A 26,025-nucleotide genomic window follows, 5' to 3' on the forward strand; every position below is an offset into this window, starting at 1 on the left:
ATCAATGACCGATCTGGGTCGGGGCTACGGCCCCCAGGGCTCCGAGCCGTGGCACCCCGGTGATCCCGGGTACGGCGGCCAGCAGCCGGTCCCCGGACAGCAGGACGGGCAGTGGCAGCAGCAGTCCCAGCAGCCGCAGCAGTACGGCGGCGGTCAGCAGGGGTACGCGCAGCAGGGCTACCAGCAGCCGCAGGGCTATCCCCAGCAGGGCTACCAGCAGCAGGGGTACCCGGGCGGCCAGCCTCAGCAGCCGCAGCAGTACGGCGGGCAGCAGTTCCCGCAGGGCCAGCAGCCGTACGGCGCCGGCCAGCAGGGCTACCCGCAGCAGGATCAGGGCTTCCCCGGCCAGCAGGGGTACCAGGGCCAGCAGCAGGGCTACGGTCAGCAGGGGTTCCAGCAGCCGGGCTACCAGCAGCCGGGCCAGCAGGGCTTCCAGCAGCAGGGGCAGGTCCAGCAAGGGCAGCCCCAGGCCCAGCCGGGCCAGCAGGGCTTCCAGCAGCAGGCGCCGCAGGAGGCGCCGCCGGCCGGTGCGCCGCAGCCGCGCGGGCGGCGGGCCGCGTCCGAGCCTGCGGCCGGGCCCGGTTCGGACGGGATCGACTGGGAGGCCGAGGCCGCGGCACTGGAGGCCGGGGCCGCCCCGGCCGAGGCGGCCGCCGAGGCCGAGGACGACTGGGACGGCCAGGAGGACGGCTACGGCGAGGACGAGCGGGGCGGCTTCCTCGGCGAGGAGGACGAGTCCCGCGAGGGCAAGAAGAAGCGCAAGGAGAAGGGCAAGAAGGCCGGCCGCCGCAACGGCGGCGCCTGCCTGCTGGTCGCGCTGGTCCTGACGGGCGCTGTGGCCGGCGCCGGCTGGTGGGGCTACGGCTTCTACCAGGACCACTTCGGCCCGCCGCCGGACTTCGTCGGCCAGGGCAGCGGCACGGTCAAGGTCGAGATCAAGCAGGGCGCCGTGGGCAGCCAGATGGGTGCGACGCTCAAGCAGGCCGGCGTGGTCAAGAGCGTCGAGGCCTTCACCCAGGCGTGCGACAAGAACCCGAAGTGCATCACCATCCAGTGGGGCACCTACACCATGCCCCGGGAGATGTCGGCCGAGGCCGCCGTGCAGAACCTGGTGGAGGCCAACGGCGGCGACAAGCTGATCCTCCAGGAGGGGCTGACCGCCGCCGCGACCTACGCCAAGATCGACGACAAGCTGAAGCTGCAGAAGGGCACCACGGCGGGCGTCGCCAAGGCCCAGGTCGGCAGCCTCGGCCTGCCCGCGTACGCCAACGGCAACATCGAGGGCTTCCTCTGGCCGACCCGCTACTCCATCTCGGAGGGCATGAAGCCCGAGGAGCTGCTCAAGGAGATGGTCAAGAACGCCACCGAGCGCTACGCGAACCTGGACGGCGAGGCCTCGAAGATCGGCCTGAAGAACGGCTACGAGGTGGTCATCGAGGCCAGCATCCTGCAGGCCGAGGGCAACAACTCGGCGGACTTCGCCAAGATGGCCCGGACCATCCAGAACCGTCTGGCGGACGACGGCATCGTCAAGCACCGGCTCGGCATGGACACCACGCTGCAGTACTCGCTCGGCCGCAAGCAGCTGGACAAGAAGGACATCGACGACGGGTCGAACAAGTACAACACCTACATCAACCAGGGCCTGCCGCCCGGGCCGATCTCCAACCCGGGCGAGGACGCCCTCAAGGCGGTGCTCAACCCCGCGGACGGCAAGTGGCTGTACTTCATCGCCATGTCCCCGACCGAGACCCGTTTCGCGGAGACGGACAAGGAGCACGCGGCCAACGTCGAGGAGTACTGCAAGGCGGCGGGCCAGGCCTACGACAAGGCACGCGGTCACTGCACCAGCGCCAAGTAGCCCTCGCGGCGAGTCGTTCACGGAGAACCAGCGTTGACCAGCAAGCACCGCGCGGCCGTCCTCGGCTCGCCGATCACCCACTCGCTCTCGCCGGACCTGCACCGGGCCGCCTTCGCGGCGCTCGGGCTGGACGGCTGGCGCTACGACCGCTTCGAGGTGGACGAGGCCGGGCTGCCCGGCTTCGTCGCCGGGCTGGACGAGGCACAGTGGGCCGGGCTCTCGCTCACCATGCCGCTCAAGCGGGCGGTGATCCCGCTGCTCGACGAGGTGAGCTCCACCGCGCGCGCGGTCGAGGCGGTGAACACGGTGGTGTTCACCGCCGACGGGCGGCGGGTCGGCGACAACACCGACGTCCCCGGGCTGGTGAACGCGCTGCGCGAGCGCGGGATCACCGAGGTCGGGGGCGCGGCGGTGCTCGGGGCCGGGGCCACCGCCTCCTCGGCGCTGGCGGCGCTGGCCCAGGTCTGCACCGGCGAGGTGACCGTCTACGTCCGCAGCCCGGAGCGGGCCCGCGAGATGGTCGAGCTGGGCGAACGGCTGGGCGTGGCCGTCCGTACCGCCGACTGGGAGCGCGGCGCCGAGGCGCTCGGCCGGCCGCTCACCGTCTCCACCACGCCGGCCGGCGCGACCGACGCCTTCGCCGAGCGGCTGCCGGCCGCCCCCGGCGCGCTGTTCGACGTGCTGTACCACCCGTGGCCGACGGCGCTGGCCACCGCCTGCTCGGAGCGCGGCGCCACCGTGCTGGGCGGGCTCGACCTGCTGGTGCACCAGGCCGTGTTGCAGAACGAGCTCTTCACCGGCCGGACGCCGGGCCCGCTGGCGGCGATCCGGGCCGCCGGTGAGGCCGCACTGGCCGCGCGCTGACCCGTTCCCCGGGCGGCCCGTGGGGCGCCCCGGCGCGCCGCGGCGGCTTGTCGTGACCGCCCCGGTGCGCGCCCGGGCGGCCCGGACCGCCCGGCGGCGGTGTCCGCAGGTCGGCAGGTTGCTGTCCGTCACCCGGACTGGGCGGCCCGGGGCGCCCGGAGCATGAAAGGATTCGGGGGACGACATGGCACGCCCGGGCGGGTCGCGGCTCCGGCCGCGCCGGTCCGCTGATGAAGGAGCTCCGTTGGGTACGTTGCGCTGGCTGACGGCGGGGGAGTCGCACGGCCCCGCACTCGTCGCGACGCTGGAGGGCCTGCCGGCCGGTGTCCCGGTCACCACCGCCGCGGTGGCGGACGCCCTGGCGCGCCGTCGGCTCGGCTACGGTCGCGGCGCGCGGATGAAGTTCGAACAGGACGAGGTCACCTTCCTCGGCGGTGTCCGGCACGGTGAGACCATGGGCAGCCCGGTGGCGATCATGGTCGGCAACACCGAGTGGCCGAAGTGGGAGCAGGTCATGTCGGCCGACCCGGTCGACCCCGAGGTGCTGGCCGGCCTGGCCCGCAACGAGGCGCTGACCCGTCCGCGCCCCGGCCACGCCGACCTGGCCGGCATGCAGAAGTACTCGATCGACGAGGCCCGCCCGATCCTGGAGCGCGCCAGCGCCCGCGAGACGGCCGCCCGGGTGGCGCTCGGCGCCGTCGCCCGCGCGTACCTCAAGGAGACCTGCGGCATCGAGATCGTCAGCCACGTGGTCGAGCTGGCCGCGGCCAAGGCCCCGGCCGGCGTGCTCCCGCTGCCCTCCGACGAGGCCCGGCTGGACGAGGACCCGGTGCGCTGCCTGGACGCCGACGCCTCGAAGGCGATGGTCGCCGAGATCGACCAGGCGCACAAGGACGGCGACACCCTCGGCGGCGTGGTCGAGGTGCTCGCCTACAACGTGCCGGTGGGCCTCGGCTCGCACGTCCACTGGGACCGCCGGCTTGACGCCCGCCTCGCCGCGGCGCTGATGGGCATCCAGGCGATCAAGGGCGTCGAGGTCGGCGACGGCTTCGAGCTGGCCCGCGTCCCCGGTTCCAAGGCCCACGACGAGATCGTCCCGACCCCCGAGGGCGTCAAGCGCACCTCCGGCCGCTCCGGCGGCACCGAGGGCGGCCTGTCCACCGGCGAGCTGCTGCGCGTGCGCGCCGCGATGAAGCCGATCGCGACCGTCCCGCGCGCCCTGCAGACCCTGGACGTGCGCACCGGCGAGCCCGCCAAGGCCCACCACCAGCGCTCCGACGTCTGCGCGGTGCCGGCGGCGGGCATCGTCGCGGAGGCGATGGTGGCCCTGGTGCTGGCCGACGCGGTGAGCGAGAAGTTCGGCGGCGACCACGTCTCCGAGACCCGCCGCAACGTCCAGGGCTACCTGGACAACCTGATCGTCCGATGACCGCACCCCTGGTCGTCCTGGTCGGCCCGCCCGGCAGTGGCAAGTCCACCGTCGGGCGGGCGCTGGCCGACCGCCTGGGCGTCGGCTTCCGGGACACCGACGCGGACATCGAGGAGACGGCGGGCAAGCCCATCCCCGACATCTTCGTGGACGAGGGCGAACCGCACTTCCGCGAGCTGGAGGTGCGGGCCGTCAGCGCCGCCGCCGCGGGCCACGCCGGGGTGCTCGCCCTCGGCGGCGGCGCGGTGATGGCCGAGGCCACCCGGGAACTGCTGCGCGAGCTGCCGGTGGTCTTCCTGGAGGTCCCGCTGGCCGACGCCGTCAAGCGGGTCGGTCTGGACGCGCCGCGCCCGCTGCTGGCCGTCAACCCCCGGGCCCGCTGGCGCGAGCTGATGGAGGCCCGCCGCCCCCTCTACCTGGAGGTGGCCACCGCCGTCGTCGACACCGCCGGCCGCACCCCCGAGCAGGTGGCGGACGCCGTACTGGAAGCACTGGAGCTGAAGACCCCCCATGACTGACATCGTCAGGATTCACGTCGGCGGCAGCGCCGGCCACGACCCGTACGACGTGCTGATCGGGCACCAGCTGCTCGGCGAGCTGGCGCCGATGATCGGCACCCGGGCCAAGCGGGTCGCCCTGATCCACCCGGAGGCGCTGGCCGCCACCGCCGACGCCGTCCGCGAGGACCTGCTCGGCGAGGGCTACGAGGCGATCGCCCTCCAGGTGCCCAACGCCGAGGACGCGAAGAGCGCCGAGGTCGCCGCGTACTGCTGGTCGGTGCTCGGCCAGACCGGCTTCACCCGCAGCGACGTGATCGTCGGCATCGGAGGCGGCGCCACCACCGACCTGGCCGGCTTCGTCGCCGCGACCTGGCTGCGCGGGGTCCGCTGGATCTCGATGCCCACCACGCTGCTCGGCATGGTCGACGCGGCCGTCGGCGGCAAGACCGGCATCAACATCGCCGAGGGCAAGAACATGGTCGGCGCCTTCCACCCGCCGGTGGGCGTGCTGGCGGACCTCGGCACCCTGGAGACCGTGCCCAGGCACGACTACGTGTCCGGACTCGCCGAGGTGATCAAGTGCGGCTTCATCGCCGACCCGGTCATTCTCGACCTGATCGAGACCGACCCGGAGGGCGCCAAGACCCCGGCCGGCCCGCACACCGTGGAGCTGATCCGGCGGGCCGTCCAGGTCAAGGCCGACGTGGTCTCCGGGGACCTCAAGGAGTCCGGACAGCGCGAGATCCTCAACTACGGCCACACCCTCGGCCACGCCATCGAGCGCAACGAGCGGTACAAGTGGCGGCACGGCGCCGCGATCTCGATCGGCATGGTCTTCGCCGCAGAGCTGGGCCGGCTGGCCGGCCGGCTGGACGACGAGACGGCCGACCGGCACCGCAGCGTGCTGGCCTCGGTCGGCCTGCCGCTGACCTACCGTGCGGACGCCTGGCCGAAGCTGATGGACGCCATGAAGATCGACAAGAAGTCGCGCGGCGACCTGATCCGCTTCATCGTGCTGGACGGTCTCGGCAAGACCTCCGTGCTGGAGGGCCCGGACCCGTCGCTGCTGGTCGCCGCCTACGCGGAGGTCTCCGCATGACCCGGGTGATGGTGCTCAACGGCCCCAACCTCGGCCGGCTCGGCAGCCGGGAGCCGGACGTCTACGGCGCCACCTCGTACGCCGGGCTGGTCGAGCGCTGCACCGCACTCGGCAAGGAGTTCGGCTTCGAGGTCGAGGTCCACGAGACCAACTCCGAGCAGCGGATGGTGGAGTGGCTGCACGAGGCGGCCGACGGCCGGGTGCCCGTGGTGATCAACCCGGGAGCCTTCACCCACTACTCGTACGCGATGCGGGACGCCGCGGCCCAGCGGACCGCCCCGCTGATCGAGGTGCACATCTCCAACCCGTACGCCCGGGAGACCTTCCGGCACACCTCGGTGATCGCCGCGGTGGCCTCCGGCACGATCGCCGGATTCGGGCTCGGTTCGTACGAACTGGCCCTGCGCGCCCTCGCCGAGCAGCTCACCACGCGCTGACGCCTGCTCGGACGGCCCGGCGGCGGACTGTGCCCGCCGCCGGGCCGGCGTGTAGTGTCCCCGCTGAAAGAAGTCGGGAGGTGACCGTGGCGCAGTACACCGAGGGTGGACAGGTCCCCCCTCGTCCCGTCGCTCCGCCGGCCCCGCCGTATCCGGGCAGCGCGACCGCCGCTCCTCCGCCTCCGCCTCCGCCTCCGCCCTCGTCGGCGGCCGGGGTGCCGCAGACCGGACCGGTCGCGGTCCGGTCCGCACAGTCCCAGTCCGGGCAGTCCTCGTCCGCACAGTCCCAGTCCGGGCAGTCCTCGTCCGGGCAGTCCCCGTCGGGCCAGTCCTCGTCCGGGCAGTCCCCGTACGGCGGCCACCCGGCCGGACCCCGGCCGGTGCCCGCGCCCACGTCGGCCTCCGCTCCCGGGCACTCGCACGCCACCGCGGCATCCGTGCCGGCCGGTGGCACCGGGCACTTCCTGCTGCCCTCCGGCGCGCCCGTGCAGCTCCCCGCCCACCCGCCGCAGCCGCACGCGCCGACCGGACCACTGGCCGTGCTGCTGATCGGCCCGGCCGGCGCGGGCAAGACCACGGTCGCCCGGCACTGGGCCGAGCGGCGCCGGACGCCCACCGCGCACATCAGCCTGGACGACGTCCGGGAGTGGGTGCAGTCGGGTTTCGCCAACCCGCAGTCCGGCTGGAACAGCGCCTCCGAGGCGCAGTACCGGCTGGCCCGCCGCACCTGCGGCTTCGCCTGCCGCAACTACCTCGCCAACGGCATCTCCTGCATCATCGACGACGCCGTCTTCCCCGACCGCCCGGCCATCGGCCTCGGCGGCTGGAAGCGCCACATCGGGCCCGGCATGATCCCGGTCGTGCTGCTGCCCAGCCTGGACTCGGTGCTCAGCCGCAACGCCCGGCGCAGCGGCAACCGCCGGCTCGGCGACGAGGAGGTGGCCCGGATCCACGGGCGGATGGCCGGCTGGTACAACTCCGGGCTGCCGATCATCGACAACTCCCACCTGGACGTCGCCGCCACCGCGGCCGAGCTGGACCGGGCGATCCTGGCCCGACTGATGGGCATCCCGGTCCGCTGAGGCCTCCTGTGCGGGGCTGTCTCGGCGCCGGGGCCGTCCCGGGGCCGCGGCGGTGTCGGTGCCGGCTGCGATGATGGACGCGTCCTCATCGACCACCCCGGGGAGCTGACGCCCGTGCCGGAAGGCCACATCATCCACCGCCTCGCCGCCGAGAGCAGCACGGCCTTCGGCGGCCGCCCTGTCCGCGCCTCCAGCCCCCAGGGTCGGTTCGCCGACGGCGCCGCGCTGGTCGACGGGCAGGTGCTGACCGGGGCCGAGGCCACCGGCAAGCACCTCTTCCTCGGCTTCGAGGGCGGTGCCTGGGTGCACATCCACCTCGGCCTCTACGGCGGCCTCACCTTCGGCGAGGGCGCCGCGCCCGAGCCGGTCGGCCTGGTCCGGCTGCGGCTGGCGAACGGCGACGCCTACGCCGACCTGCGCGGCCCCAACACCTGCGCGTTGATCACCGGCGCCGAGAAGGCCGCCGTCGCCGCCCGGCTCGGGCCGGACCCGCTGCGCACCGACGCGGACCCGGACGCCGCCTGGCGGCGGATATCGGGTAGCCGGACGACGGTCGCGGCGCTGCTGATGGACCAGAAGGTGCTGGCCGGTGTCGGCAACGTCTACCGGGCCGAGGTGCTGTTCCGCCACGGCATCAACCCGCACCGGGCCGGCCGCGACCTCACCCGCGCCGAGTGGGACGCGGTCTGGGCCGACCTGGTCGCCCTGATGCACGAGGGCGTCGGTGCGGGCCGGATCGACACCGTCCGCCCCGAGCACACCCCCGAGGCGATGGGCCGCCCCCCGCGGGTGGACGACCACGGCGGCGAGGTCTACGTCTACCGCCGGGCCGCCATGCCCTGCCTGATCTGCGGCACCGACGTCCGCACCGAGGAACACGCGTCCCGCAACCTCTTCTGGTGCCCCCGCTGCCAGCAGACGTAGCAGGGCGTTCCCCGTTGTCATGATGCCGGCCCAGGATCCGCCGTACGCTGGGGGACGGCGTGGAGGGAGCAGCGGGGCGGATGGACGCGTACGAGACGGCCAACACCATGTCAGGCACGGTGCACGGATACGTGGTGCAGGGGCACAACGTCGAGCTGCACGTGCCGTCCGGCGCGCAGCCCGCGACGCCGCACCAGGTGCGCAAGCCACGCCCGGTCTTCGTCAACCGGGAAGGCGAGCTTTCCGCGCTCGTGGCGGCGCTGGGCAGGGCCGCGGACGGCGGGCCGGCCGTGGTGGCCTTCACCGGGCTCGGCGGCGTCGGGAAGACGGAGCTGATCGCCCAGTTCGTCCATCGGTACGGCGTGCACTTCCCGGACGGTGACCTCTACGCCGACCTCGCGGCCCACCGCCACGACGGCGAGGTCGATCTCGGGGCTGTGCTGGGCGGGTTCCTGCGGGCGTTCGCGGTGGAGCGGGTGCCGGACACCCTTGAGGAGCGGGCCGCGCTGTACCGGACGGTCACGGCCGAGCGTCACGTCCTGCTCTTCCTGGACAACGTCGAGCGGGCCGCCGAGGTACGGACCCTCTTCCCGTCCGCCGGGTTGGTGGTGGTCGCCGGCCGCCGGCGCCTCCCGGGTCTGCGCCTGGACGGGGCCGAGGTGCTGGATCTGGCGCCGCTGGGTACCACGGCCGGCGCCGCGTTGGTTCGGCGCTGGCTCGGGCCTGAGCGGGGCAGCGAGCAGGAGCTCAGGGAACTGGTCGAGCAGTGCGGCGGTCTGCCGCTGGCGCTTAACGCGGTCGGGTTCCAGCTACTCGACCGCGGCCGTCTGGGTGTGGGCCAGGTGTTGGCCGAACTGTCCGACCGGGAGCGTGGGTTGTCATCGTTCAGTAATGAGGAGGGCGGTGTCGACGGCGTCCTGGACTCGGTCTACCGGCGGCTGCCCCGGACCACCCGGGAGCTCTACCACCTGATCGGGGTGAATCCCGGCCCGCTGGTCTCGGCCGAACTTGCCGCAGCCGCGGGGATCGAGCAGGTGGACCAAGGCCTGGCCGAGCTGCGCTCCGCGCACCTCCTGGACGATGTGGTGGACGAGGGCCCGGACGAGCACTACCGCGCCCACGACCTGGTCCGGCGCCACGCGTATGAGCGGGTCCGAGAGCTTCCGGAGCGTTCCGGGTTGTTCGCCCGCGTGGTCGAGTACTACCGGGGCCGGGCGTTCCTGGCGGACGTCGCGGTACTCGGATCGCGGCTGCGGCTGCAGGAGCCGGCCGGGGAAGGGCTGCCGGCGTTCACGTCCGGCGCGGCGGCGCTGGACTGGCTGCGAACCGAGCGGGCCAACCTGCGTGAGGTGGTCCGGGCGGCCGGTGAGCAGGGCAGGCACGGCGACGTCTGGCGGCTCTGCGAGTCGCTCTGGCCGCTCTACCACGGTGGTAAGCACTACGACGACTGGGTCGAGACCCACCGGCTCGGCGTCGACTCGGCCCAGCGGGACGAACGTCCGGACGCCGTGGTCCGGATGCGCAACCAGCTCGCTCGGGCCCACTACGAGCTTCGGGACTTCCCGCGGGCGATCGAGCAGCTGGTGGCCGCGTCGGAGCTGGTGCCGCTGGTGGTCGACCCCCGCCTGGTGGGCGTGCTTCACGAGACGGAGGGCCTGCTCTGCCTGGCCGACGGGCGCCCGGAGCGGGCCGTCGAGCTGTTCACCCTGGCCCGGGCGGAGAACGAGGGCGACGCGCACGGTGTGGTCGTACAGGGCTACAACCTCGCACAGGCGTTGATCGCGGTCGGCCGCCCTGAGCAGGCGGTGGCCGTCCTGGACGAGGCGACCGAGCTGGCCGAGGCGGAGGACGACGGCCCGATGCTGATGCGGCTCGCGCTGGTGGGGGCGTGTGCCCGCCGGGCGCTGGGGCTGCTGGACGAGGCCGCCGCCCTGGCGGCGGAGGCCGGTCGGCGGGCGCTTGCCCTCGGCCAGCGACTGAAGGAGGCCGAGGCGTTGAGGCTGCTCGTGACCCTGGCCGAGGAATCGGGCGACAGCGGCCTGGCCGAGCGCAGCCGCTCCCGACTCGGCGAGCTCGGAGACGAGGAAGCGCATATCGGGAGGGGCGGAACGTGATGAGGGTGGTGTTCGCCGGTGCGGACGGGGGAGTGTGCGCTGAGGCCGACCGCACGACGCCCTCGGTGGGTCTGCGCTCAGTTCGCTGGTCGACCTGGTCGGCGCGGTAGCGGGTCGCCGAGCTCACGGGCGCGCGACGGCGCCCGGGGAAACCCTCAGCCGGCTGCGGTGGCGGTGGGGGTGTCGTGGGCGGCGGCGCAGGTGTTGAGGAGGGGGCGCATGGCGTCGTCCACGAGCCGGTAGCGCACGACGCGTCCGTCCTTGTCTCCGGTGACGACGCCGGCCGTCCTCAGGAGCCGCAGTGCCTGGGAGACGGCGGGGTCGCGCATGCCGGTGGCAACCGCGAGGTCGGTGACGGCGAGTGGCCCGGCGCGGTGGAGAGCGAGCAGCAGGGCGAGCCGTCCGGGGTCGGCGAGCAGCGAGAACCGCTCGGCCCAGGACCGGACGTGCCCGGTGTCGCCGATCGCGGCGATGGCCTCGCAGACCCGGTGTCCGTCGATGGTGCGGTGGCCCGCGCGGTCGGCCGGTACGAGATGCATACGGACATTCTTGCAGCCCCGGCCCTGTGATCCTTGACACCTGCGCAGGTGCGCAGCCTTGCAAGGATGTGCGCGGGCCCCCTACGGTGTTGCCCGCCGTGGTGCTCGGGAAGACCGGTGACGGACCCTCAGGGGTCCGGAGTCCGGAGCGGCCCTCGCCACTGTGATCGGGGGGAATCGTCCGTACCCCATGACGCCACTGGGTGCCTCGCGCGCCTGGGAAGGCGGGTACGGAAGCCCCGTCAGCCAGGAGACCGGCCACGGCATCTCACGAACGTCATTCCACGAGGTGCTGGAGCGTGATCCCAGGATGACCCTGCCCGAAACCGCCGCTGCTCCGGCGGCGCCGTCCGTCCTGCCGACCTTCCGGTGGCGCCGCGAGGACACCGTCCGCACGGCCGGGCTGATGGGGGTGATCCTGGCCATGCACGTGGTGGCCTTCGGGACGCTCGTCTTCCTGGTCGCCCCCGAGAAGTACGAGGTCGGCACCCAGGTCTTCGGGGTGGGCCTGGGCATCACCGCCTACACCCTCGGCATGCGGCACGCCTTCGACGCCGACCACATCGCGGTCATCGACAACACCACCCGCAAGCTGATGGCGGACGGCAAGCGGCCGGTCTCGGTCGGCTTCTGGTTCGCCCTCGGGCACTCCTCGATGGTGGTCCTGATGGCCGCCCTGGTGGCGGGCGGCGCGCAGCTGGCCGACACGCTGATGGACGACGATTCCACCACCCACCAGTGGCTGGGCATGGTCGGCACCTCCGCCTCCGGCGCCTTCCTCTACCTGATCGGTGCGCTCAACCTGGTCGCGCTGTTCGGCATCCTCAAGGTGTTCCGCTCGATGCGGGCCGGTCGGTTCGACGAGGCGGAGCTGGAGGAGCACCTCAACGCGCGTGGCTTCCTGGCCCGCATCCTGAACCGCGCGACCCGCTCGATCACCCGGCCGGGCCAGATGTTCCCGGTCGGCATGGTGCTCGGTCTCGGCTTCGACACCGCGACCGAGGTGACCCTGATGGTGATGGCCGGCTCGGGTGCGGCCTCCGGGCTTCCCTGGTACGCGATCGCCTGTCTGCCACTGCTCTTCGCGGCGGGGATGAGCCTGTTCGACACGCTGGACGGGACGTTCATGAACTTCGCGTACCAGTGGGCGTTCTCCAACCCGGTGCGCAAGGTGTACTACAACCTGACCATCACCGGCCTGTCGATCGCGGTCGCCTTCATCATCGGCACCATCGAGCTGGTCGGGGTGCTCCACGAGAAGCTGGACCTCACAGACCCGGTGAGCGGCTGGATCGCGGACATCTCGCTGGACAACGTCGGCTACGCGATCGTCGGGCTGTTCGTGGTGGTCTGGGCGGCGGCGATCGGGTACTGGCGGATCGCCGGGGTCGAGCAGAAGTGGAGCCCGCAGCCGGTGAAGCCGGGTGCCGGGCCGGCCGAGGACGCCCCCGCCGCCCCGGAGGCGGCGCGGTAGGCGGCCGGCGCCCGAATGTGACGGAGCCTCCCCGGGACCCCGGGGAGGCTCCGTCACGCTCAGCGGGTCAGCGCTCCTCGCGGAAGTCGACGTGCCGGCGCACGACGGGGTCGTACTTGCGCAGCACCAGCCGGTCCGGGTCGTTGCGGCTGCTCTTGCGGGCCACGTAGGTGTAGCCGGTCCCGGCCGTGGACCTGAGCTTGATGATCGGGCGCAGTTCGCTGCGGGCCATGGGTGGTCCTCCTGGGGTCGGCCGGTTCGGCGGGTCGCCGCTCCGGGGTGGCCGCTTCGGCGCCGGCCGGAGGCCGCACACCGAAATGGGAGTCGTTTTCATGCGTCGCATCACAACGCGAGCTCCGGCCCGCCCATTCCCGGGAGCGAGGTGGGAGCGCGGTGGGGGAGCGCCGCGGGCCGGGCCTCGGGTGGGGGCGCTCGGCGGGCGGATCGGGGTGGGCCTCCGTAGGCTCGACCCATGTCTGATGCGTACGCGGGCCGGCGGGAGCGGCTGAGGGAGCACTGCAGTGCGACCGGGGCCGACGCGGCGCTGATCACCCGCGCGGCGAACGTGCGGTACCTGACCGGGTGCCCGCCGTGCGGCGCGACGCTGCTGCTCACCCGGGAGCGGGCGCTGCTGGCGCTGCCGGACGACCTGCCGCCCGACGACGCCGGTGAGCACCTGATCGTGGAGGACGTGACCCGGATGCCGGTGGCGGCCGGGGCGGACACCGTGCTGGCGGCCGCCGCCGCCGCGGCGAAGCTGCGGGTGACGGACCTCGCGGTGGAGGAGCACGACCTCACCGTCAGCCGGCACCGCGCGGTGGCCGGACTGGCCGAGGGGGTCCGGCTGGCCGACCTCGCGCAGGCGGTCGAACGGCTGCGGGTGGTGAAGGACGAGCACGAGATCGCCGACCTGCGGATCGCGGCCGAGATCGCCGACCAGGCGCTCGGCGAGCTGCTGGAGTCGATCCTGGTCGGCCGCACCGAGCGGCACCTGGCGATGGAGCTGGAGCGCCGGATGATCGACCACGGTGCGGACCGCGCGGCCTTCCCGGTGTCGGTCGGCACCGGCAGCCACTCCGGGCAGCAGGCCCACCAGCCCACCGACCGGCGGGTGGAGGAGGGTGACTTCCTGACCGTGGTGCTGGGCGCGCGGTACCGCGGGTACGGTGTCTCCACCGCCCGGACCTTCGTGATCGGCGCCGCCCCCGCACCCTGGCAGGTGGAGCTGCACCGGCTGGTGTTCCGCGCCCAGCGGGCCGGGCGGGAGGCGCTCGGGCCGGGCGTCGAGCAGTACGTACCCGACCAGGCCGCACGGGAGATCCTGCAGGCCGCCGGGCACACCGAGGGCTCGCCGCACCCCGTCGGCCACGGCATCGGGCTGGAGATCCGGGAGGCGCCGCGCCTCGGTCCCTCGGACATGGGTAAACTGGACAGCCGCGTACCGGTCACCGTCGGCCCGGGGGTCCATCTCCCAGGCAGGGGCGGCGTCCGGATCGAGGACACGCTCGTCGTCCGTCCCCTCGAAGAGGGCGGGCCCGAGCTGCTCACCATCACCACCAAGGAGCTCCTCGCCCTGTGACCCGCGGCAGCCCGGGAGGCTGCCGCAGGCGGCAGGACGCACCCCTTGGTTCCTTGACAGCTATATCCAGGAGTAAGTGCGCCCGTGGCTTCCACGAACGATCTCAAGAACGGCATGGTCCTCAAGCTGGAGGGCGGCAAGCTCTGGTCCGTCGTCGAGTTCCAGCACGTGAAGCCCGGCAAGGGCCCGGCCTTCGTGCGTACCAAGCTCAAGGAGGTCCTGACCGGCAAGGTCGTCGACAAGACCTTCAACGCGGGCACCAAGGTCGAGACCGCCAACGTCGACAAGCGCGGCATGCAGTTCTCGTACAAGGACGGCGAGAACTTCGTGTTCATGGACATGGACACCTACGACCAGCTGACCATCGAGCCGGCCGTCGTGGGTGACGCGGCCAAGTACCTCCTGGAGGGCTTCGAGGCCCTGGTCGCCACCAACGAGGGCGCGGTCCTGTACATCGAGCTCCCGGCCGCGGTCGAGCTGGTCATCGCCGAGACCGAGCCGGGCGTCCAGGGCGACCGCTCGACCGGTGGCACCAAGCCGGCCACCCTGGAGACCGGCGCCGAGATCCAGGTGCCGCTCTTCATCACCACCGGTGAGAAGGTCAAGGTCGACACCCGCGACGGCGGCTACCTCGGCCGGGTGAAGTAAGTCAGTGTCGGCCGCACGCAGCAAGGCCCGTACCCGGGCCTTCCAGATTCTCTTCGAGGCCGACCACCGCAACGTCGACCCGCTGACGGTGCTCGCCGACTGGGTGGCCCGCGCGCGGGAGCCCAAGCCGGACGAGGGTACGCCGCAGGTGGGTGAGTACACGATGGAGCTCGTCGAGGGCTACGTCGAGCACGCCCGCCGGATCGACGACCTGATCTCGCAGTACGCGGTGGGCTGGACCCTCGACCGGATGCCGATCGTGGACCGCAACGTCCTGCGGCTCGGTGCGTACGAGCTGATCTGGGAGGACGGCGTCCCGGACGCGGTCGTCCTGGACGAGGCCGTCGAGATCGCCAAGGAGTTCTCCACGGACGACTCGCCGGCCTTCGTGAACGGCCTGCTCGCCCGTTTCCTGGAGCTGAAGCCGAGCATCCGCCGGTAGCCGCTCCGCCGGCCACGGCCGCCGGATCCCGTCAGGGGTCCGGCGGCCGTCGCGCGTTCACCCGGGTGGATTAAGGTGGTCCCTACTCGCCAGTAACCCGGCGCGCCGACGGCCCAGCCCGTCGGCGATCCCGCAGCGAAGGGCAGGCCACCCCCCATGACCACGGCGATCCGCAGCGAGTTCGACCAGGGCATCGCCCTGACCCGCCACCTCGACGAGCCCGGCCGCTACGACGGCGAGCTCGGTGCCGGCTGGCAGATCGGCGGCGGCGTCAACGGCGGGCTGCTGCTCGCGATGGCCGGCCACGCGCTCTCGCTGGAGCACGGCGTGGCCGGCGGCGGCCACGCCGACCCGGTCTCGATCAGCGGCTACTACCTCTCGGCCTCCGCGCCCGGCCCGGCCACCGTCCGCACCGAGGTGCTCAGGGCCGGCCGCTCGCTCTCCACCGGCACCGCCTCGCTCAGTCAGGACGGCGTCGAGCGGCTGCGCGTGGTGGCGAGCCACGGCGACCTCGCCGCCGACGACGGGGAGGTCCGCACCACCGCGCAGGCTCCGCAGCTGCCCCCGCCGGACCAGTGCATCGGTGTCGAGCACGCCCCCAAGGAGCTGATCGCGCAGGCCGCCCTGCTGGAGCGGTTCGACCTGCGGCTCGACCCGGCCACCATCGGCTGGGCGCTCGGGCAGCCCTCCGGCAACGGCCGGATCCAGGGCTGGTTCCGGCTCGCCGACGGTCGCGAGCCCGACCCGCTGCTGCTCCTGCTGGTCGCCGACGCCCTGCCGCCGGTCACCTTCGACCTCGGCATGCCCGGCTGGGCGCCCACCATCGAGCTGACCGTCCACCTGCGGGCCCGGCCGGTGCCCGGCTGGTTGCGCGTCACCCATGCCACCCGCAACGTGGCGGGCGGCTACTTCGAGGAGGACGCCGAGGTCTGGGACGAGGCCGGCCGCCTGGTCGCGCAGTCCCGCCAGCTGGCCCGGGTGCCGCGCCGGGCGTGACGGCGCCCGCCGGCGGCGCCGCCGCACGACCGGGCGCCTCACGTTCGGTTACATTCCTGTGACACGCCGTACGTGTGCGCCGCGCGGGGCTGGGGAGGAGAACGGTCAGCGGCACCCCCGCCGCTGACCGCGACCCGCCCCAGGAGCCCCCGATGACCCGCAACGGCCGCGCCCGCCGGACCCCCGACTGCACCGCCGCCGGCTTCCGCCCCCGGGTGCGCACGCGGCACGAGCGGCGCCGGCCCGACGGCGGGCAGGCCTTCGTCATCGGCGTGCTGACCAGCGAGGCCGACTTCGAGCGGGCCCGCGCCTGGCACCTTTCCGACGCCCCCGACCACGAGACCTACCTGCGGGAGACCGCCGAGCTGCTCACCGAGGCGCGGCGCCGCTTCGACACCGTCCGGGCCCGGATGTTCCACCCGCAGGACTTCGAGGAGTTCTGCCTGCTGCACGGCCTCGACCCGGCCGAGCCCGCCGCCCGCGACCGTTACCTGGTCAACCCGCCGCTGCAGACCCAGCTGCTCGCCTACCAGGGCGAGGAGCTGGCCGGCGACTTCGCGCCCCGGCTGGTCCGGGCCCGGGACAACGGCCTGACGCTGCGCCACGCCGACCTGCTGCTGGACGGGGGGCTCACCGAGGAGGGGGGCCGGGAAGTCCGAGGGGCCTACCGGCGCGGGGCCGAGGTGTTCAGCCGGATGCTGGTCGGGGCCGGTGCGGGGGTGTACGAGCTGCGGCTCGCGGTCGACGCGCCGGGCGGGCGGCTGACGGCGGCGGCCCGTGTGCTGCAGTGGGAGGACGGAGTCGTCCGGATCAACGACGAGGACCTCGAACTCGTCTGCGCGGTGCTGTGTGCCGGGCTCGCCCGGGAGCTGCCGGGCCTGGCCGTGCTGCACGGGGCCCAGGGGGCGGCCGAGGACCGCGAGGCCCGCGGCGGGGGCGCCGACGGCGCCTTCCGGCAGGCGGCGTGGGCCTGGGCCAGCGCCGGTCAGGACTGGGCGCCGGCCGCGGGGCCGGTGCGGCTGGACGGTGTGGCGGCGCAGCCGGGCTACCCGCTGGGCACGGCGTCCTGAGCCCAGGGCCGGCCGGGGGCCGGGACGCCGCCGTTCGGCCGCGCCCGGTGTGCCGGGTCTCCGGCCTGCTCGGCCGTGGGCGCGCCCGCAGCCCGCGGAAGCGCCGCGGCGCGGCCCCCGGTCGGGATGCCGCGCCGTGACGTTTCTGCTCGAACCTGCAGTCGACGCAGGTGGGAGCCGCTGGAGCGAGCGGTCAGCTCGCCTCCTCCTCGCGCACCGCGCGGCGCGCGTCGGGGTTCAGCACGCCCCAGGAGATCAGCTGCTCGGTGAGGATCGACGGCGACTGGTCGTAGATCACGGCCAGCGTGCGCAGGTCGTCCTGGCGGATCGAGAGCACCTTGCCGTTGTAGTCGCCGCGCTGGCTCTGGATGGTGGCCGCGTAGCGCTGCAGCGGACCGGCCTTCTCGGACGGCACCTGGGTCAGTCTCTCCAGGTCCAGTACCAGGCGCGGCGGCGGCTCGGCCGCACCACCGGGCGTACCGCCGGGCAGCAGCTCCTGCACCGGGACGCCGTAGAACTCCGCCAGCTCGGCCAGCCGCTGCACGGTGACCGCACGGTCGCCGCGCTCGTACGAGCCGACGACGACTGCCTTCCAGCGCCCCTGGGACTTCTCCTCGACACCGTGCAGGGAGAGCCCCTGCTGAGTGCGGATCGCTCGGAGCTTGCCTCCGAGTTGCTTCGCGTAGTCGCTGGACATTGATCTCCCCGGACGAGATTGCTTCGCGTTCAGTGGTGGGTCACGGGCGATTGCCGACGCCGTTACCGGTGGGTTCGACGTCCGTCTCGTAACTCACTGTGAGGTTACGTAGAGTGAGGTAGTTGCGTCAAGCCGAATGGGGCACTCGTGCGAATGGTCCGCATCGGTGACGCGTCGAAGGCGTGAACCCGGCGAAGCGGAACGGTGGCGGTCCATTTGCGTGAACCCGCGCTGGTACGATGACCGCAAGCCCGCGCCCCGTCGGCGGGGCCGTCAATTCAGACATCCTTTAAGGCCCGTCCAGTGAGGCGGGGAAGGAGGTCCGCTTCGGCATGACCGCACACCTCGAAACCACGCCGCGGCCGCCGCACCAGGTGCTGGACGGCGCGGACATCGCCCGGGTCGTCACCCGGATAGCGCACGAGATCGTCGAGCGCGCCAAGGGCGCGGAGGACGTCGTGCTGCTCGGCATCCACACCAGGGGCGTCCACCTCGCCCGCCGGCTGCAGGCCCGACTGGGCCAGATCACCGGCCGCGAGATCCCGCTCGGCACCCTGGACATCACCATGTACCGGGACGACCTGCGGCTGAAGCCCGCCCGCGCCCTGGAGCACACCGAGATCCCGGCCGACGGCGTCGACGGCCGCCTGGTGATCCTCGTCGACGACGTGCTGTTCTCCGGCCGCACCATCCGGGCCGCGCTGGACGCCCTCAGCGACATCGGCCGCCCGCGCGCCGTCCAGCTGGCCGTCCTGGTCGACCGCGGCCACCGCGAGCTGCCGATCCGCGCGGACTACGTGGGCAAGAACCTCCCCACCTCCCTGCGTGAGGCCGTGCAGGTGCGCCTCTCCGACACCGACGGCGTGGACGCCGTCCTGGTCGGCGACCGCGACTACACCGCGCGCTCGTCGCAGGCCCTGGCCACGAAGCCTTCCGAACCGCACCTCCCGGAGTAACCCGCGTGAAGCGCCACCTCGTCTCCGCCGCCGACCTCACCCGCGACGATGCGCTGCTGATCCTGGACACCGCCGAGGAGCTGGCCCAGCTCTCCGGACGGGCCGTCAAGAAGCTGCCCACGCTCCGTGGGCGAACGGTCGTCAACCTCTTCTTCGAGGACTCCACCCGCACCAAGACCTCCTTCGAGGTCGCCGAGAAGCGGCTCTCCGCCGACGTCATCAACTTCTCCGCCAAGGGCTCCTCGGTCTCCAAGGGCGAGAGCCTCAAGGACACCGCCCTCACCCTGCAGGCCATGGGGGCCGACGCGGTCGTCATCCGGCACCACGCCTCCGGCGCGCCGGCCCGGCTGGCCCAGTCCGACTGGCTGCACGGCAGCGTCATCAACGCCGGTGACGGCACCCACGAGCACCCCACCCAGGCCCTGCTCGACGCCTTCACCATGCGCCGCCACCTCAATCCCGGTGCAGGGCACGACCTGGCCGGCCGCCGGGTGGCCATCGTCGGCGACATCCTGCACAGCCGTGTCGCCCGTTCCAACGTGCACCTGCTCACCACCCTCGGCGCCCAGGTCACCTTCGTCGCCCCGCCGACGCTGCTGCCCATCGGCATCGAGAACTGGCCCTGCGAGGTCAGCTACGACCTGGAGCGCGTGCTCCCCAAGACCGACGCGCTGATGATGCTCCGGGTGCAGCGCGAGCGGATGAACGCCGCCTTCTTCCCGACCGAGCGCGAGTACAGCCGCCGCTACGGACTGGACGGCAAGCGGATGGCGCAACTGCCCGAGCACGCCATCGTGATGCACCCCGGCCCGATGGTCCGCGGCATGGAGATCACCGCCGAGGTCGCCGACTCGCCGCGCTGCACCGTGGTCGAGCAGGTCGCCAACGGCGTCTCCATCCGGATGGCCGTCCTCTACCTCCTGCTCGGCGGAGCCACCCTCGCCGACGCCCGCACCGAATCCGTGGAGACCGCCCAGTGACCACCTACCTGATCCGCAACGCCCAGATCCTCGGCGGCGACCCGCAGGACCTCCACATCGCCGACGGCGTCATCAAGGAGATCGGCACCGGCCTGCAGGCCGAGGCGGACATCGACATCGACGCCACCGGCCTGGTGGTGCTGCCCGGCCTGGTCGACCTGCACACCCACCTGCGCGAGCCCGGCCGCGAGGACGCCGAGACCGTGCTGACCGGCACCCAGGCCGCCGCCAAGGGCGGCTTCACCGCCGTCCACGCGATGGCCAACACCTTCCCGGTGGCCGACACCGCCGGCGTGGTCGAGCAGGTCTGGCGGCTCGGCCAGGAGTCCGGCTACTGCGACGTGCAGCCGGTCGGCGCCGTCACGGTCGGCCTGGAGGGCAAGAAGCTCGCCGAACTGGGCGCCATGCACGAGTCCGCGGCCGGCGTCCGGGTCTTCTCCGACGACGGCAAGTGCGTCGACGACGCCGTCATCATGCGCCGCGCGCTGGAGTACGTGAAGGCCTTCGACGGCGTCGTCGCCCAGCACGCGCAGGAGCCGCGGCTCACCGAGTCCGCCCAGATGAACGAGGGCCAGGTCTCCGGCGAGCTCGGCCTCGGTGGCTGGCCGGCCGTCGCGGAGGAGGCGATCATCGCCCGTGACGTCCTGCTCGCCGCGCACGTCGGCTCCCGCCTGCACGTCTGCCACGTCTCCACGGCCGGCTCGGTGGAGATCATCCGCTGGGCCAAGGCCAAGGGCTGGGACGTCACCGCCGAGGTGACCCCGCACCACCTGCTGCTCACCGACGAGCTGGTCCGCAGCTACGACCCGGTGTACAAGGTGAACCCGCCGCTGCGCACCGCCGAGGACGTCCAGGCGCTGCGCAAGGCGCTGGCCGACGGCACGATCGACGCCGTCGCCACCGACCACGCGCCGCACCCGGCCGAGGACAAGGACTGCGAGTGGGCCGTGGCCGCGATGGGCATGGTCGGACTGGAGACCGCGCTGTCGGTGGTCCAGCAGACCATGGTCGAGACCGGCCTGCTGAACTGGGAGGGCGTCGCCGACCGGATGTCGCACCGCCCGGCGCGGATCGGCCGTCTCGCCGGCCACGGACGGCCGATCTCGGTGGGTGAGCCGGCGAACCTGGTGCTCTTCGATCCCGCGTACCGTGGTGCCGTGAACCCCGAGAGCTTCGCCACCCGCAGCCGCAACACCCCCTACAAGGGTCTCGACCTGCCCGGACGGGTGCACGCCACCTTCCTCCGCGGCACCGCCACCGTGCTCGCCGGCGAGCTGGTCGAGCAGGGCGGGCTGGCGTGACCGGGCTCGCCCGGCTCGCCCAGGAACAGGCCAGGGTCACCAACTGGCCCGGGTACATCGGCTGGGCCGTCGGCCTGCTGATCGTGATCGGCCTCGTCTACTGGCTGATGCGGCAGGGCTGGAACTGGCGGCGCACGCTGCAGTCCGGCATTCCGCCGCTGCCCGCCGTGCCGGAGCGCGCAGGCCGGACCATCCTGGAGACCAGCGGGCGGTACCACGGCAGCACCACGGCCGGGAACTGGCTGGACCGGGTCGTCGCGCACGGCCTGGGCACCCGCAGCCGCGCCGACCTGACCCTCGGCGAGGACGGCCTGCTGGTGCGGCGCCCCGGTGACGTCGACTTCTGGATCCCGGCGGATCACCTGACCGGTGCCCGGACGGACTCCGGGATCGCCGGCAAGGTCGTCCCGTCCGGACTGCTCGTCGTCACCTGGACGCACGAGGGCACCGCGCTGGACTCCGGTTTCCGGGCCGACCACCCCGATGAGCACGCCGCCTGGGTCGAGGCGGTCGCTCAGCTCGCAACACGTACGAAGACGAAGACGGAAGAGGCCACTCGATGACCGCACCTGCCCCCACCACGCAGCGCTTGAGGCGGGAGCGCGTGCCTGCCGTGCTCGTCCTGGAGGACGGCCGGACCTTCCGCGGCCAGGCCTACGGCGCGACCGGCGAGACCTTCGGCGAGGCGGTCTTCAACACCGGGATGTCCGGCTACCAGGAGACCCTCACCGACCCGTCGTACCACCGCCAGGTGGTCGTGATGACCGCCCCGCAGATCGGCAACACCGGCTGGAACGACGAGGACGACGAGTCCAAGCAGATCTGGGTCGCCGGCTACGTCGTCCGCGACCCCGCCCGCGTCCCGTCCAACTGGCGCTCGCGCCGGTCGCTGGACGAGGAGCTGGCCAACCAGGGCATCGTCGGCATCAGCGGCATCGACACCCGCGCGCTCACCCGGCACCTGCGTGAGCGCGGCGCCATGCGCTGCGGCATCTTCTCGGGCGGGGCGGTGGCGGACGACGCCGCGCTGCTGGCCCGGGTGCAGCAGTCGCCGGAGATGAAGGGCGCCGACCTCTGCGCCGAGGTCGCCACCACCGAGCCCTACGTCGTGCCCGCGATCGGTGAGAAGAGGTTCACCGTCGCCGCCCTCGACCTCGGCATCAAGGCGATGACCCCGCAGCGGATGGCCGAGCGCGGCATCGAGGTGCACGTGCTGCCGGCCGACGCCACCGTCGAGGACGTCTACGCGGTCAACCCGGACGGCGTCTTCTTCTCGAACGGCCCGGGCGACCCGGCCACCGCCGACCACCAGGTCGAGGTGGCGAAGGGCGTCCTGGGGCGCGGGACCCCGTTCTTCGGCATCTGCTTCGGCAACCAGATCCTCGGCCGTGCGCTGGGCTTCGGCACCTACAAGCTCAAGTACGGCCACCGCGGCATCAACCAGCCGGTGCAGGACCGCACCACCGGCAAGGTCGAGGTCACCGCGCACAATCACGGCTTCGCCGTGAACGCACCGCTGGACAAGGTGAGCGACACCCCGTTCGGGCGCGTCGAGGTCTCCCACGTCTGCCTCAACGACGACGTGGTCGAGGGCCTGCAGGCGCTCGACGTCCCCGCCTTCAGCGTGCAATACCACCCCGAAGCGGCCGCCGGCCCGCACGACGCCGCGTACCTGTTCGACCGCTTCGTGAAGCTCATGGAGGGCCAGCGTGCCTAAGCGCACTGACATCAAGTCCGTCCTGGTGATCGGCTCGGGCCCGATCGTCATCGGCCAGGCCGCCGAGTTCGACTACTCGGGCACGCAGGCCTGCCGGGTGCTCAAGGCCGAGGGCCTGCGGGTCATCCTGGTGAACTCCAACCCGGCCACGATCATGACCGACCCGGAGATCGCCGACGCCACCTACGTCGAGCCGATCACCCCGGAGTTCGTCGAGAAGATCATCGCCAAGGAGCGCCCGGACGCCCTGCTGCCGACCCTCGGCGGGCAGACCGCGCTCAACACCGCGATCTCCCTGCACAAGGCCGGGACGCTGGAGAAGTACGGCGTCGAGCTGATCGGCGCCGACGTCGTGGCGATCAACAAGGGCGAGGACCGCGACCTCTTCAAGGGCGTCGTCGAGGCCGTGAACGACAAGATCGGCCACGGCGAGTCCGCCCGCTCGGTGATCTGCCACACCATGGACGAGGTGCTGGCCGGCGTCGACACCCTCGGCGGCTACCCGGTCGTGGTCCGCCCCTCCTTCACCATGGGCGGTGCCGGCTCCGGCTTCGCCCACAACGAGGAGGACCTGCGCCGGATCGCCGGCCAGGGCCTGACCCTCTCGCCGACCACCGAGGTGCTCCTGGAGGAGTCCATCCTCGGCTGGAAGGAGTACGAGCTGGAGCTGATGCGCGACAAGAACGACAACGTCGTGGTCGTCTGCTCCATCGAGAACTTCGACCCGATGGGCGTGCACACCGGTGACTCGATCACCGTCGCCCCGGCGATGACGCTCACCGACCGCGAGTACCAGATCCTGCGCGACATCGGCATCGCCGTCATCCGCGAGGTCGGCGTCGACACCGGCGGCTGCAACATCCAGTTCGCCGTCAACCCGGCGGACGGCCGGGTCATCGTCATCGAGATGAACCCGCGCGTCTCCCGCTCCTCGGCGCTGGCGTCCAAGGCGACCGGCTTCCCGATCGCCAAGATCGCCGCGAAGCTCGCCGTCGGCTACACCCTGGACGAGATCCCCAACGACATCACCGAGGAGACCCCGGCCTCCTTCGAGCCGACCCTCGACTACGTCGTGGTGAAGGTGCCGCGGTTCGCGTTCGAGAAGTTCCCGAGCGCCGACGCGACGCTGACCACCACCATGAAGTCGGTCGGCGAGGCCATGGCGCTCGGCCGCAACTTCCCCGAGGCGCTCAACAAGGCGCTGCGCTCGCTGGAGAAGAAGGGCTCCCAGTTCACCTGGACCGGCCCGGTCGGCGACAAGGCCGCACTGCTGGAGAAGGCCGTCGTCCCGACCGACGGCCGGATCAACACCGTCATGGAGGCCATCCGGGCCGGCGCCACCCCGGAGGAGGTGTTCGAGGCCACCAAGATCGACCCGTGGTTCGTCGACCAGCTCTTCCTGCTGGACGAGATCGCCGGCGAGCTGGCCGTCGCCTCCGAGCTCACCCCCGAGCTGCTGCGCCACGCCAAGCGGCACGGCTTCTCCGACCAGCAGATCGGCGAGATCCGCGGCCTGCGGCCCGACGTGGTCCGCGAGGTCCGGCACGCTCTCGGCATCCGCCCGGTCTTCAAGACCGTCGACACCTGCGCCGCCGAGTTCGCCGCCAAGACCCCGTACTTCTACTCGTCCTACGACGAGGAGAGCGAGGTCGCCCCGCGCACCAAGCCCGCGGTGATCATCCTCGGCTCCGGCCCGAACCGCATCGGCCAGGGCATCGAGTTCGACTACTCCTGCGTGCACGCCTCCTTCGCGCTGGCCGACGCCGGGTACGAGACGGTGATGGTCAACTGCAACCCCGAGACCGTCTCCACCGACTACGACACCTCCGACCGGCTCTACTTCGAGCCGCTCACCCTGGAGGACGTGCTGGAGGTCGTCCACGCCGAGCAGCAGGCCGGACCGCTGGCCGGCGTCATCGTCCAGCTCGGCGGCCAGACCCCGCTCGGCCTGGCCCAGGCGCTCAAGGACAACGGAGTGCCGATCGTCGGCACCCAGCCCGAGGCGATCGACCTCGCCGAGGAGCGCGGCGCCTTCGGCCGCGTGCTGCGCGAGGCCGGCCTGCCCGCCCCCAAGCACGGCACCGCCTTCTCCTTCGAGGAGGCCAAGTCGATCGCCGACGAGATCGGCTACCCCGTCCTGGCCCGCCCGTCGTACGTACTGGGCGGCCGCGGCATGGAGATCGTCTACGACGAGGCCTCGCTCGCCTCCTACCTGGAGCGGCACGCCGGTCTGATCTCCGAGCACCCGGTGCTGATCGACCGCTTCCTCGACGACGCGGTGGAGATCGACGTCGACGCGCTCTACGACGGCACCGAGCTCTACCTCGGCGGCGTCATGGAGCACATCGAGGAGGCCGGCATCCACTCCGGCGACTCCGCCTGCGCCCTGCCCCCGATCACCCTCGGCGGCTACGACATCAAGCGGCTGCGCGCCTCCACCGAGGCGATCGCCCGCGGCGTCGGCGTCCGCGGCCTGATCAACATCCAGTTCGCCCTCTCCGGCGACATCCTCTACGTGCTGGAGGCCAACCCGCGCGCCTCCCGCACCGTGCCGTTCACCTCCAAGGCCACCGCGGTGCCGCTGGCCAAGGCGGCGGCCCGGGTCTCGCTCGGTACCACCATCGCCGAGCTGCGCGCCGAGGGCCTGCTCCCGGCCGAGGGCGACGGCGGCACGCTGCCCGCGGACTGCCCGATCTCCGTCAAGGAGGCCGTGATGCCGTGGAGCCGCTTCCGCGACGTCCACGGCCGCGGTGTGGACACCGTGCTCGGCCCGGAGATGCGCTCCACCGGCGAGGTCATGGGCATCGACAAGGTCTTCGGCACGGCGTACGCCAAGTCGCAGTCCGGTGCCTACGGTGCGCTGCCGACCAAGGGCAAGGTCTTCGTCTCGGTCGCCAACCGGGACAAGCGCAACCTGGTGTTCCCGGCCCGTGCGCTGGTCAGCCTCGGCTTCGAGCTGCTCGCCACCGCCGGCACCGCCGAGGTGCTGCAGCGCGGCGGCATCCCCGCCACCGTGGTGCGCAAGCACAGCGAGGGCGAGGGCCCGAACGGCGAGCGGACCATCGTCCAGCTGATCCACGACGGCGAGGTCGACCTGATCATCAACACGCCGTACGGCACCGGCGGCCGTCTCGACGGCTACGAGATCCGCACCGCCGCCGTCGCGCGCGCCGTGCCCTGCCTGACCACCGTCCAGGCCATGGGCGCCGCCGTCCAGGGCATCGACGCGCTGCTGCGCGACGAGGTCGGGGTGATGTCGCTCCAGGAGCACGCCGAGCTGATCAACGCCGGCCGCAAGTAGGACCGCCGCAGTGGG

The 26,025-nt window shown here is 72.6% G+C and carries 24 protein-coding genes and 1 riboswitch; of the genes, 21 read left to right on the forward strand and 3 right to left on the reverse strand.

The window, feature by feature from the left end:
- Window positions 1-4 precede the first annotated feature (4 nt).
- The 9 genes from mltG to ACF9IK_RS28670 all read left to right on the forward strand — a co-directional run bounded on the left by mltG (window position 5) and on the right by ACF9IK_RS28670 (window position 10,310).
- Complete coding sequence (gene mltG, locus ACF9IK_RS28630) at window positions 5-1,861, forward strand: endolytic transglycosylase MltG (RefSeq protein WP_395296962.1); 1,857 nt, start codon at window positions 5-7, stop codon at window positions 1,859-1,861.
- 33 nt (window positions 1,862-1,894) lie between these two features.
- Window positions 1,895-2,725, forward strand: a complete 831-nt coding sequence (locus ACF9IK_RS28635) for a shikimate dehydrogenase (RefSeq protein WP_395296963.1) — start codon at window positions 1,895-1,897, stop codon at window positions 2,723-2,725.
- Between the two features lie 244 nt (window positions 2,726-2,969).
- The gene (gene aroC, locus ACF9IK_RS28640) at window positions 2,970-4,154 is read left to right on the forward strand and encodes a chorismate synthase (RefSeq protein WP_238861634.1); all 1,185 of its coding nucleotides are present in this window, start codon (window positions 2,970-2,972) and stop codon (window positions 4,152-4,154) included.
- The gene (locus tag ACF9IK_RS28645) at window positions 4,151-4,672 is read left to right on the forward strand and encodes a shikimate kinase (protein WP_395296964.1); all 522 of its coding nucleotides are present in this window, start codon (window positions 4,151-4,153) and stop codon (window positions 4,670-4,672) included. Before aroC ends, ACF9IK_RS28645 begins: the two co-directional genes overlap by 4 nt.
- A complete protein-coding gene (gene aroB, locus ACF9IK_RS28650; RefSeq protein WP_395296965.1) occupies window positions 4,665-5,753 on the forward strand; it encodes a 3-dehydroquinate synthase in 1,089 nt (362 codons plus the stop codon). Before ACF9IK_RS28645 ends, aroB begins: the two co-directional genes overlap by 8 nt.
- Entirely contained in the window at window positions 5,750-6,190 is a 441-nt protein-coding gene (gene aroQ / locus ACF9IK_RS28655; RefSeq protein ID WP_395296966.1) for a type II 3-dehydroquinate dehydratase, read from the forward strand. Before aroB ends, aroQ begins: the two co-directional genes overlap by 4 nt.
- 380 nt (window positions 6,191-6,570) lie before the next feature.
- Complete coding sequence (locus tag ACF9IK_RS28660) at window positions 6,571-7,272, forward strand: AAA family ATPase (protein WP_395296967.1); 702 nt, start codon at window positions 6,571-6,573, stop codon at window positions 7,270-7,272.
- Between the two features lie 114 nt (window positions 7,273-7,386).
- Window positions 7,387-8,196 carry an Fpg/Nei family DNA glycosylase gene (locus tag ACF9IK_RS28665; protein WP_395296968.1) on the forward strand — a complete coding sequence of 270 codons (810 nt, stop codon included), beginning with the start codon at window positions 7,387-7,389 and terminating at the stop codon, window positions 8,194-8,196.
- Between the two features lie 59 nt (window positions 8,197-8,255).
- Complete coding sequence (locus ACF9IK_RS28670) at window positions 8,256-10,310, forward strand: regulator (RefSeq protein ID WP_395296969.1); 2,055 nt, start codon at window positions 8,256-8,258, stop codon at window positions 10,308-10,310.
- Window positions 10,311-10,465: 155 nt separating this feature from the next.
- On the opposite strand, the gene ACF9IK_RS28675 is transcribed toward ACF9IK_RS28670, so the two are convergent.
- Window positions 10,466-10,849 carry an ArsR/SmtB family transcription factor gene (locus ACF9IK_RS28675; RefSeq protein WP_395296970.1) on the reverse strand — a complete coding sequence of 128 codons (384 nt, stop codon included), beginning with the start codon at window positions 10,847-10,849 and terminating at the stop codon, window positions 10,466-10,468.
- A gap of 82 nt (window positions 10,850-10,931) precedes the next feature.
- A riboswitch (cobalamin riboswitch) is annotated at window positions 10,932-11,126 on the forward strand.
- Between the two features lie 33 nt (window positions 11,127-11,159).
- Here ACF9IK_RS28675 and ACF9IK_RS28680 point away from each other — a divergent pair.
- Window positions 11,160-12,323, forward strand: a complete 1,164-nt coding sequence (locus ACF9IK_RS28680; RefSeq protein ID WP_395296971.1) for a HoxN/HupN/NixA family nickel/cobalt transporter — start codon at window positions 11,160-11,162, stop codon at window positions 12,321-12,323.
- A gap of 67 nt (window positions 12,324-12,390) precedes the next feature.
- On the opposite strand, the gene rpmG is transcribed toward ACF9IK_RS28680, so the two are convergent.
- Window positions 12,391-12,555, reverse strand: a complete 165-nt coding sequence (rpmG, locus tag ACF9IK_RS28685; RefSeq protein WP_395296972.1) for a 50S ribosomal protein L33 — start codon at window positions 12,553-12,555, stop codon at window positions 12,391-12,393.
- Window positions 12,556-12,795: 240 nt separating this feature from the next.
- On the opposite strand from rpmG, the gene ACF9IK_RS28690 reads away from it, so the two are divergent.
- From ACF9IK_RS28690 to ACF9IK_RS28710, 5 genes are all read left to right on the forward strand, one after another.
- The gene (locus ACF9IK_RS28690; RefSeq protein WP_395296973.1) at window positions 12,796-13,902 is read left to right on the forward strand and encodes a M24 family metallopeptidase; all 1,107 of its coding nucleotides are present in this window, start codon (window positions 12,796-12,798) and stop codon (window positions 13,900-13,902) included.
- A gap of 84 nt (window positions 13,903-13,986) precedes the next feature.
- Entirely contained in the window at window positions 13,987-14,550 is a 564-nt protein-coding gene (gene efp / locus ACF9IK_RS28695) for an elongation factor P (protein ID WP_395296974.1), read from the forward strand.
- A 4-nt stretch (window positions 14,551-14,554) separates the two neighbouring features.
- A complete protein-coding gene (nusB, locus tag ACF9IK_RS28700; protein ID WP_395296975.1) occupies window positions 14,555-14,992 on the forward strand; it encodes a transcription antitermination factor NusB in 438 nt (145 codons plus the stop codon).
- Window positions 14,993-15,148: 156 nt separating this feature from the next.
- Window positions 15,149-15,988 carry a thioesterase family protein gene (locus ACF9IK_RS28705; RefSeq protein WP_395296976.1) on the forward strand — a complete coding sequence of 280 codons (840 nt, stop codon included), beginning with the start codon at window positions 15,149-15,151 and terminating at the stop codon, window positions 15,986-15,988.
- Between the two features lie 152 nt (window positions 15,989-16,140).
- Window positions 16,141-17,058, forward strand: a complete 918-nt coding sequence (locus ACF9IK_RS28710; RefSeq protein ID WP_395296977.1) for a hypothetical protein — start codon at window positions 16,141-16,143, stop codon at window positions 17,056-17,058.
- Between the two features lie 193 nt (window positions 17,059-17,251).
- Here ACF9IK_RS28710 and ACF9IK_RS28715 read toward each other — a convergent pair whose 3' ends face one another.
- Window positions 17,252-17,755, reverse strand: coding sequence for a transcriptional regulator BldD (locus tag ACF9IK_RS28715; RefSeq protein ID WP_031072501.1), 504 nt, complete (start codon window positions 17,753-17,755; stop codon window positions 17,252-17,254).
- A gap of 332 nt (window positions 17,756-18,087) precedes the next feature.
- Between ACF9IK_RS28715 and pyrR the strand changes: the two genes are divergently transcribed.
- From pyrR to carB, 6 genes are read left to right on the forward strand one after another with little or no spacing between them, the layout of a single operon-like run.
- Entirely contained in the window at window positions 18,088-18,711 is a 624-nt protein-coding gene (gene pyrR / locus ACF9IK_RS28720; protein WP_395296978.1) for a bifunctional pyr operon transcriptional regulator/uracil phosphoribosyltransferase PyrR, read from the forward strand.
- Window positions 18,712-18,716: 5 nt separating this feature from the next.
- Entirely contained in the window at window positions 18,717-19,691 is a 975-nt protein-coding gene (locus tag ACF9IK_RS28725) for an aspartate carbamoyltransferase catalytic subunit (RefSeq protein WP_395296979.1), read from the forward strand.
- Window positions 19,688-20,992 carry a dihydroorotase gene (locus tag ACF9IK_RS28730; protein WP_395296980.1) on the forward strand — a complete coding sequence of 435 codons (1,305 nt, stop codon included), beginning with the start codon at window positions 19,688-19,690 and terminating at the stop codon, window positions 20,990-20,992. Before ACF9IK_RS28725 ends, ACF9IK_RS28730 begins: the two co-directional genes overlap by 4 nt.
- Window positions 20,989-21,555, forward strand: coding sequence for a hypothetical protein (locus tag ACF9IK_RS28735; RefSeq protein ID WP_395296981.1), 567 nt, complete (start codon window positions 20,989-20,991; stop codon window positions 21,553-21,555). Before ACF9IK_RS28730 ends, ACF9IK_RS28735 begins: the two co-directional genes overlap by 4 nt.
- Complete coding sequence (carA, locus tag ACF9IK_RS28740; protein ID WP_395296982.1) at window positions 21,552-22,709, forward strand: glutamine-hydrolyzing carbamoyl-phosphate synthase small subunit; 1,158 nt, start codon at window positions 21,552-21,554, stop codon at window positions 22,707-22,709. Before ACF9IK_RS28735 ends, carA begins: the two co-directional genes overlap by 4 nt.
- Window positions 22,702-26,010 carry a carbamoyl-phosphate synthase large subunit gene (gene carB / locus ACF9IK_RS28745; protein WP_395296983.1) on the forward strand — a complete coding sequence of 1,103 codons (3,309 nt, stop codon included), beginning with the start codon at window positions 22,702-22,704 and terminating at the stop codon, window positions 26,008-26,010. The genes carA and carB overlap by 8 nt, the downstream gene beginning before the upstream one ends.
- Window positions 26,011-26,025: the final 15 nt, after the last annotated feature.

This window comes from Kitasatospora hibisci (genome assembly GCF_043950205.1).
Taxonomy (GTDB): Bacteria; Actinomycetota; Actinomycetes; order Streptomycetales; family Streptomycetaceae; genus Kitasatospora; species Kitasatospora hibisci.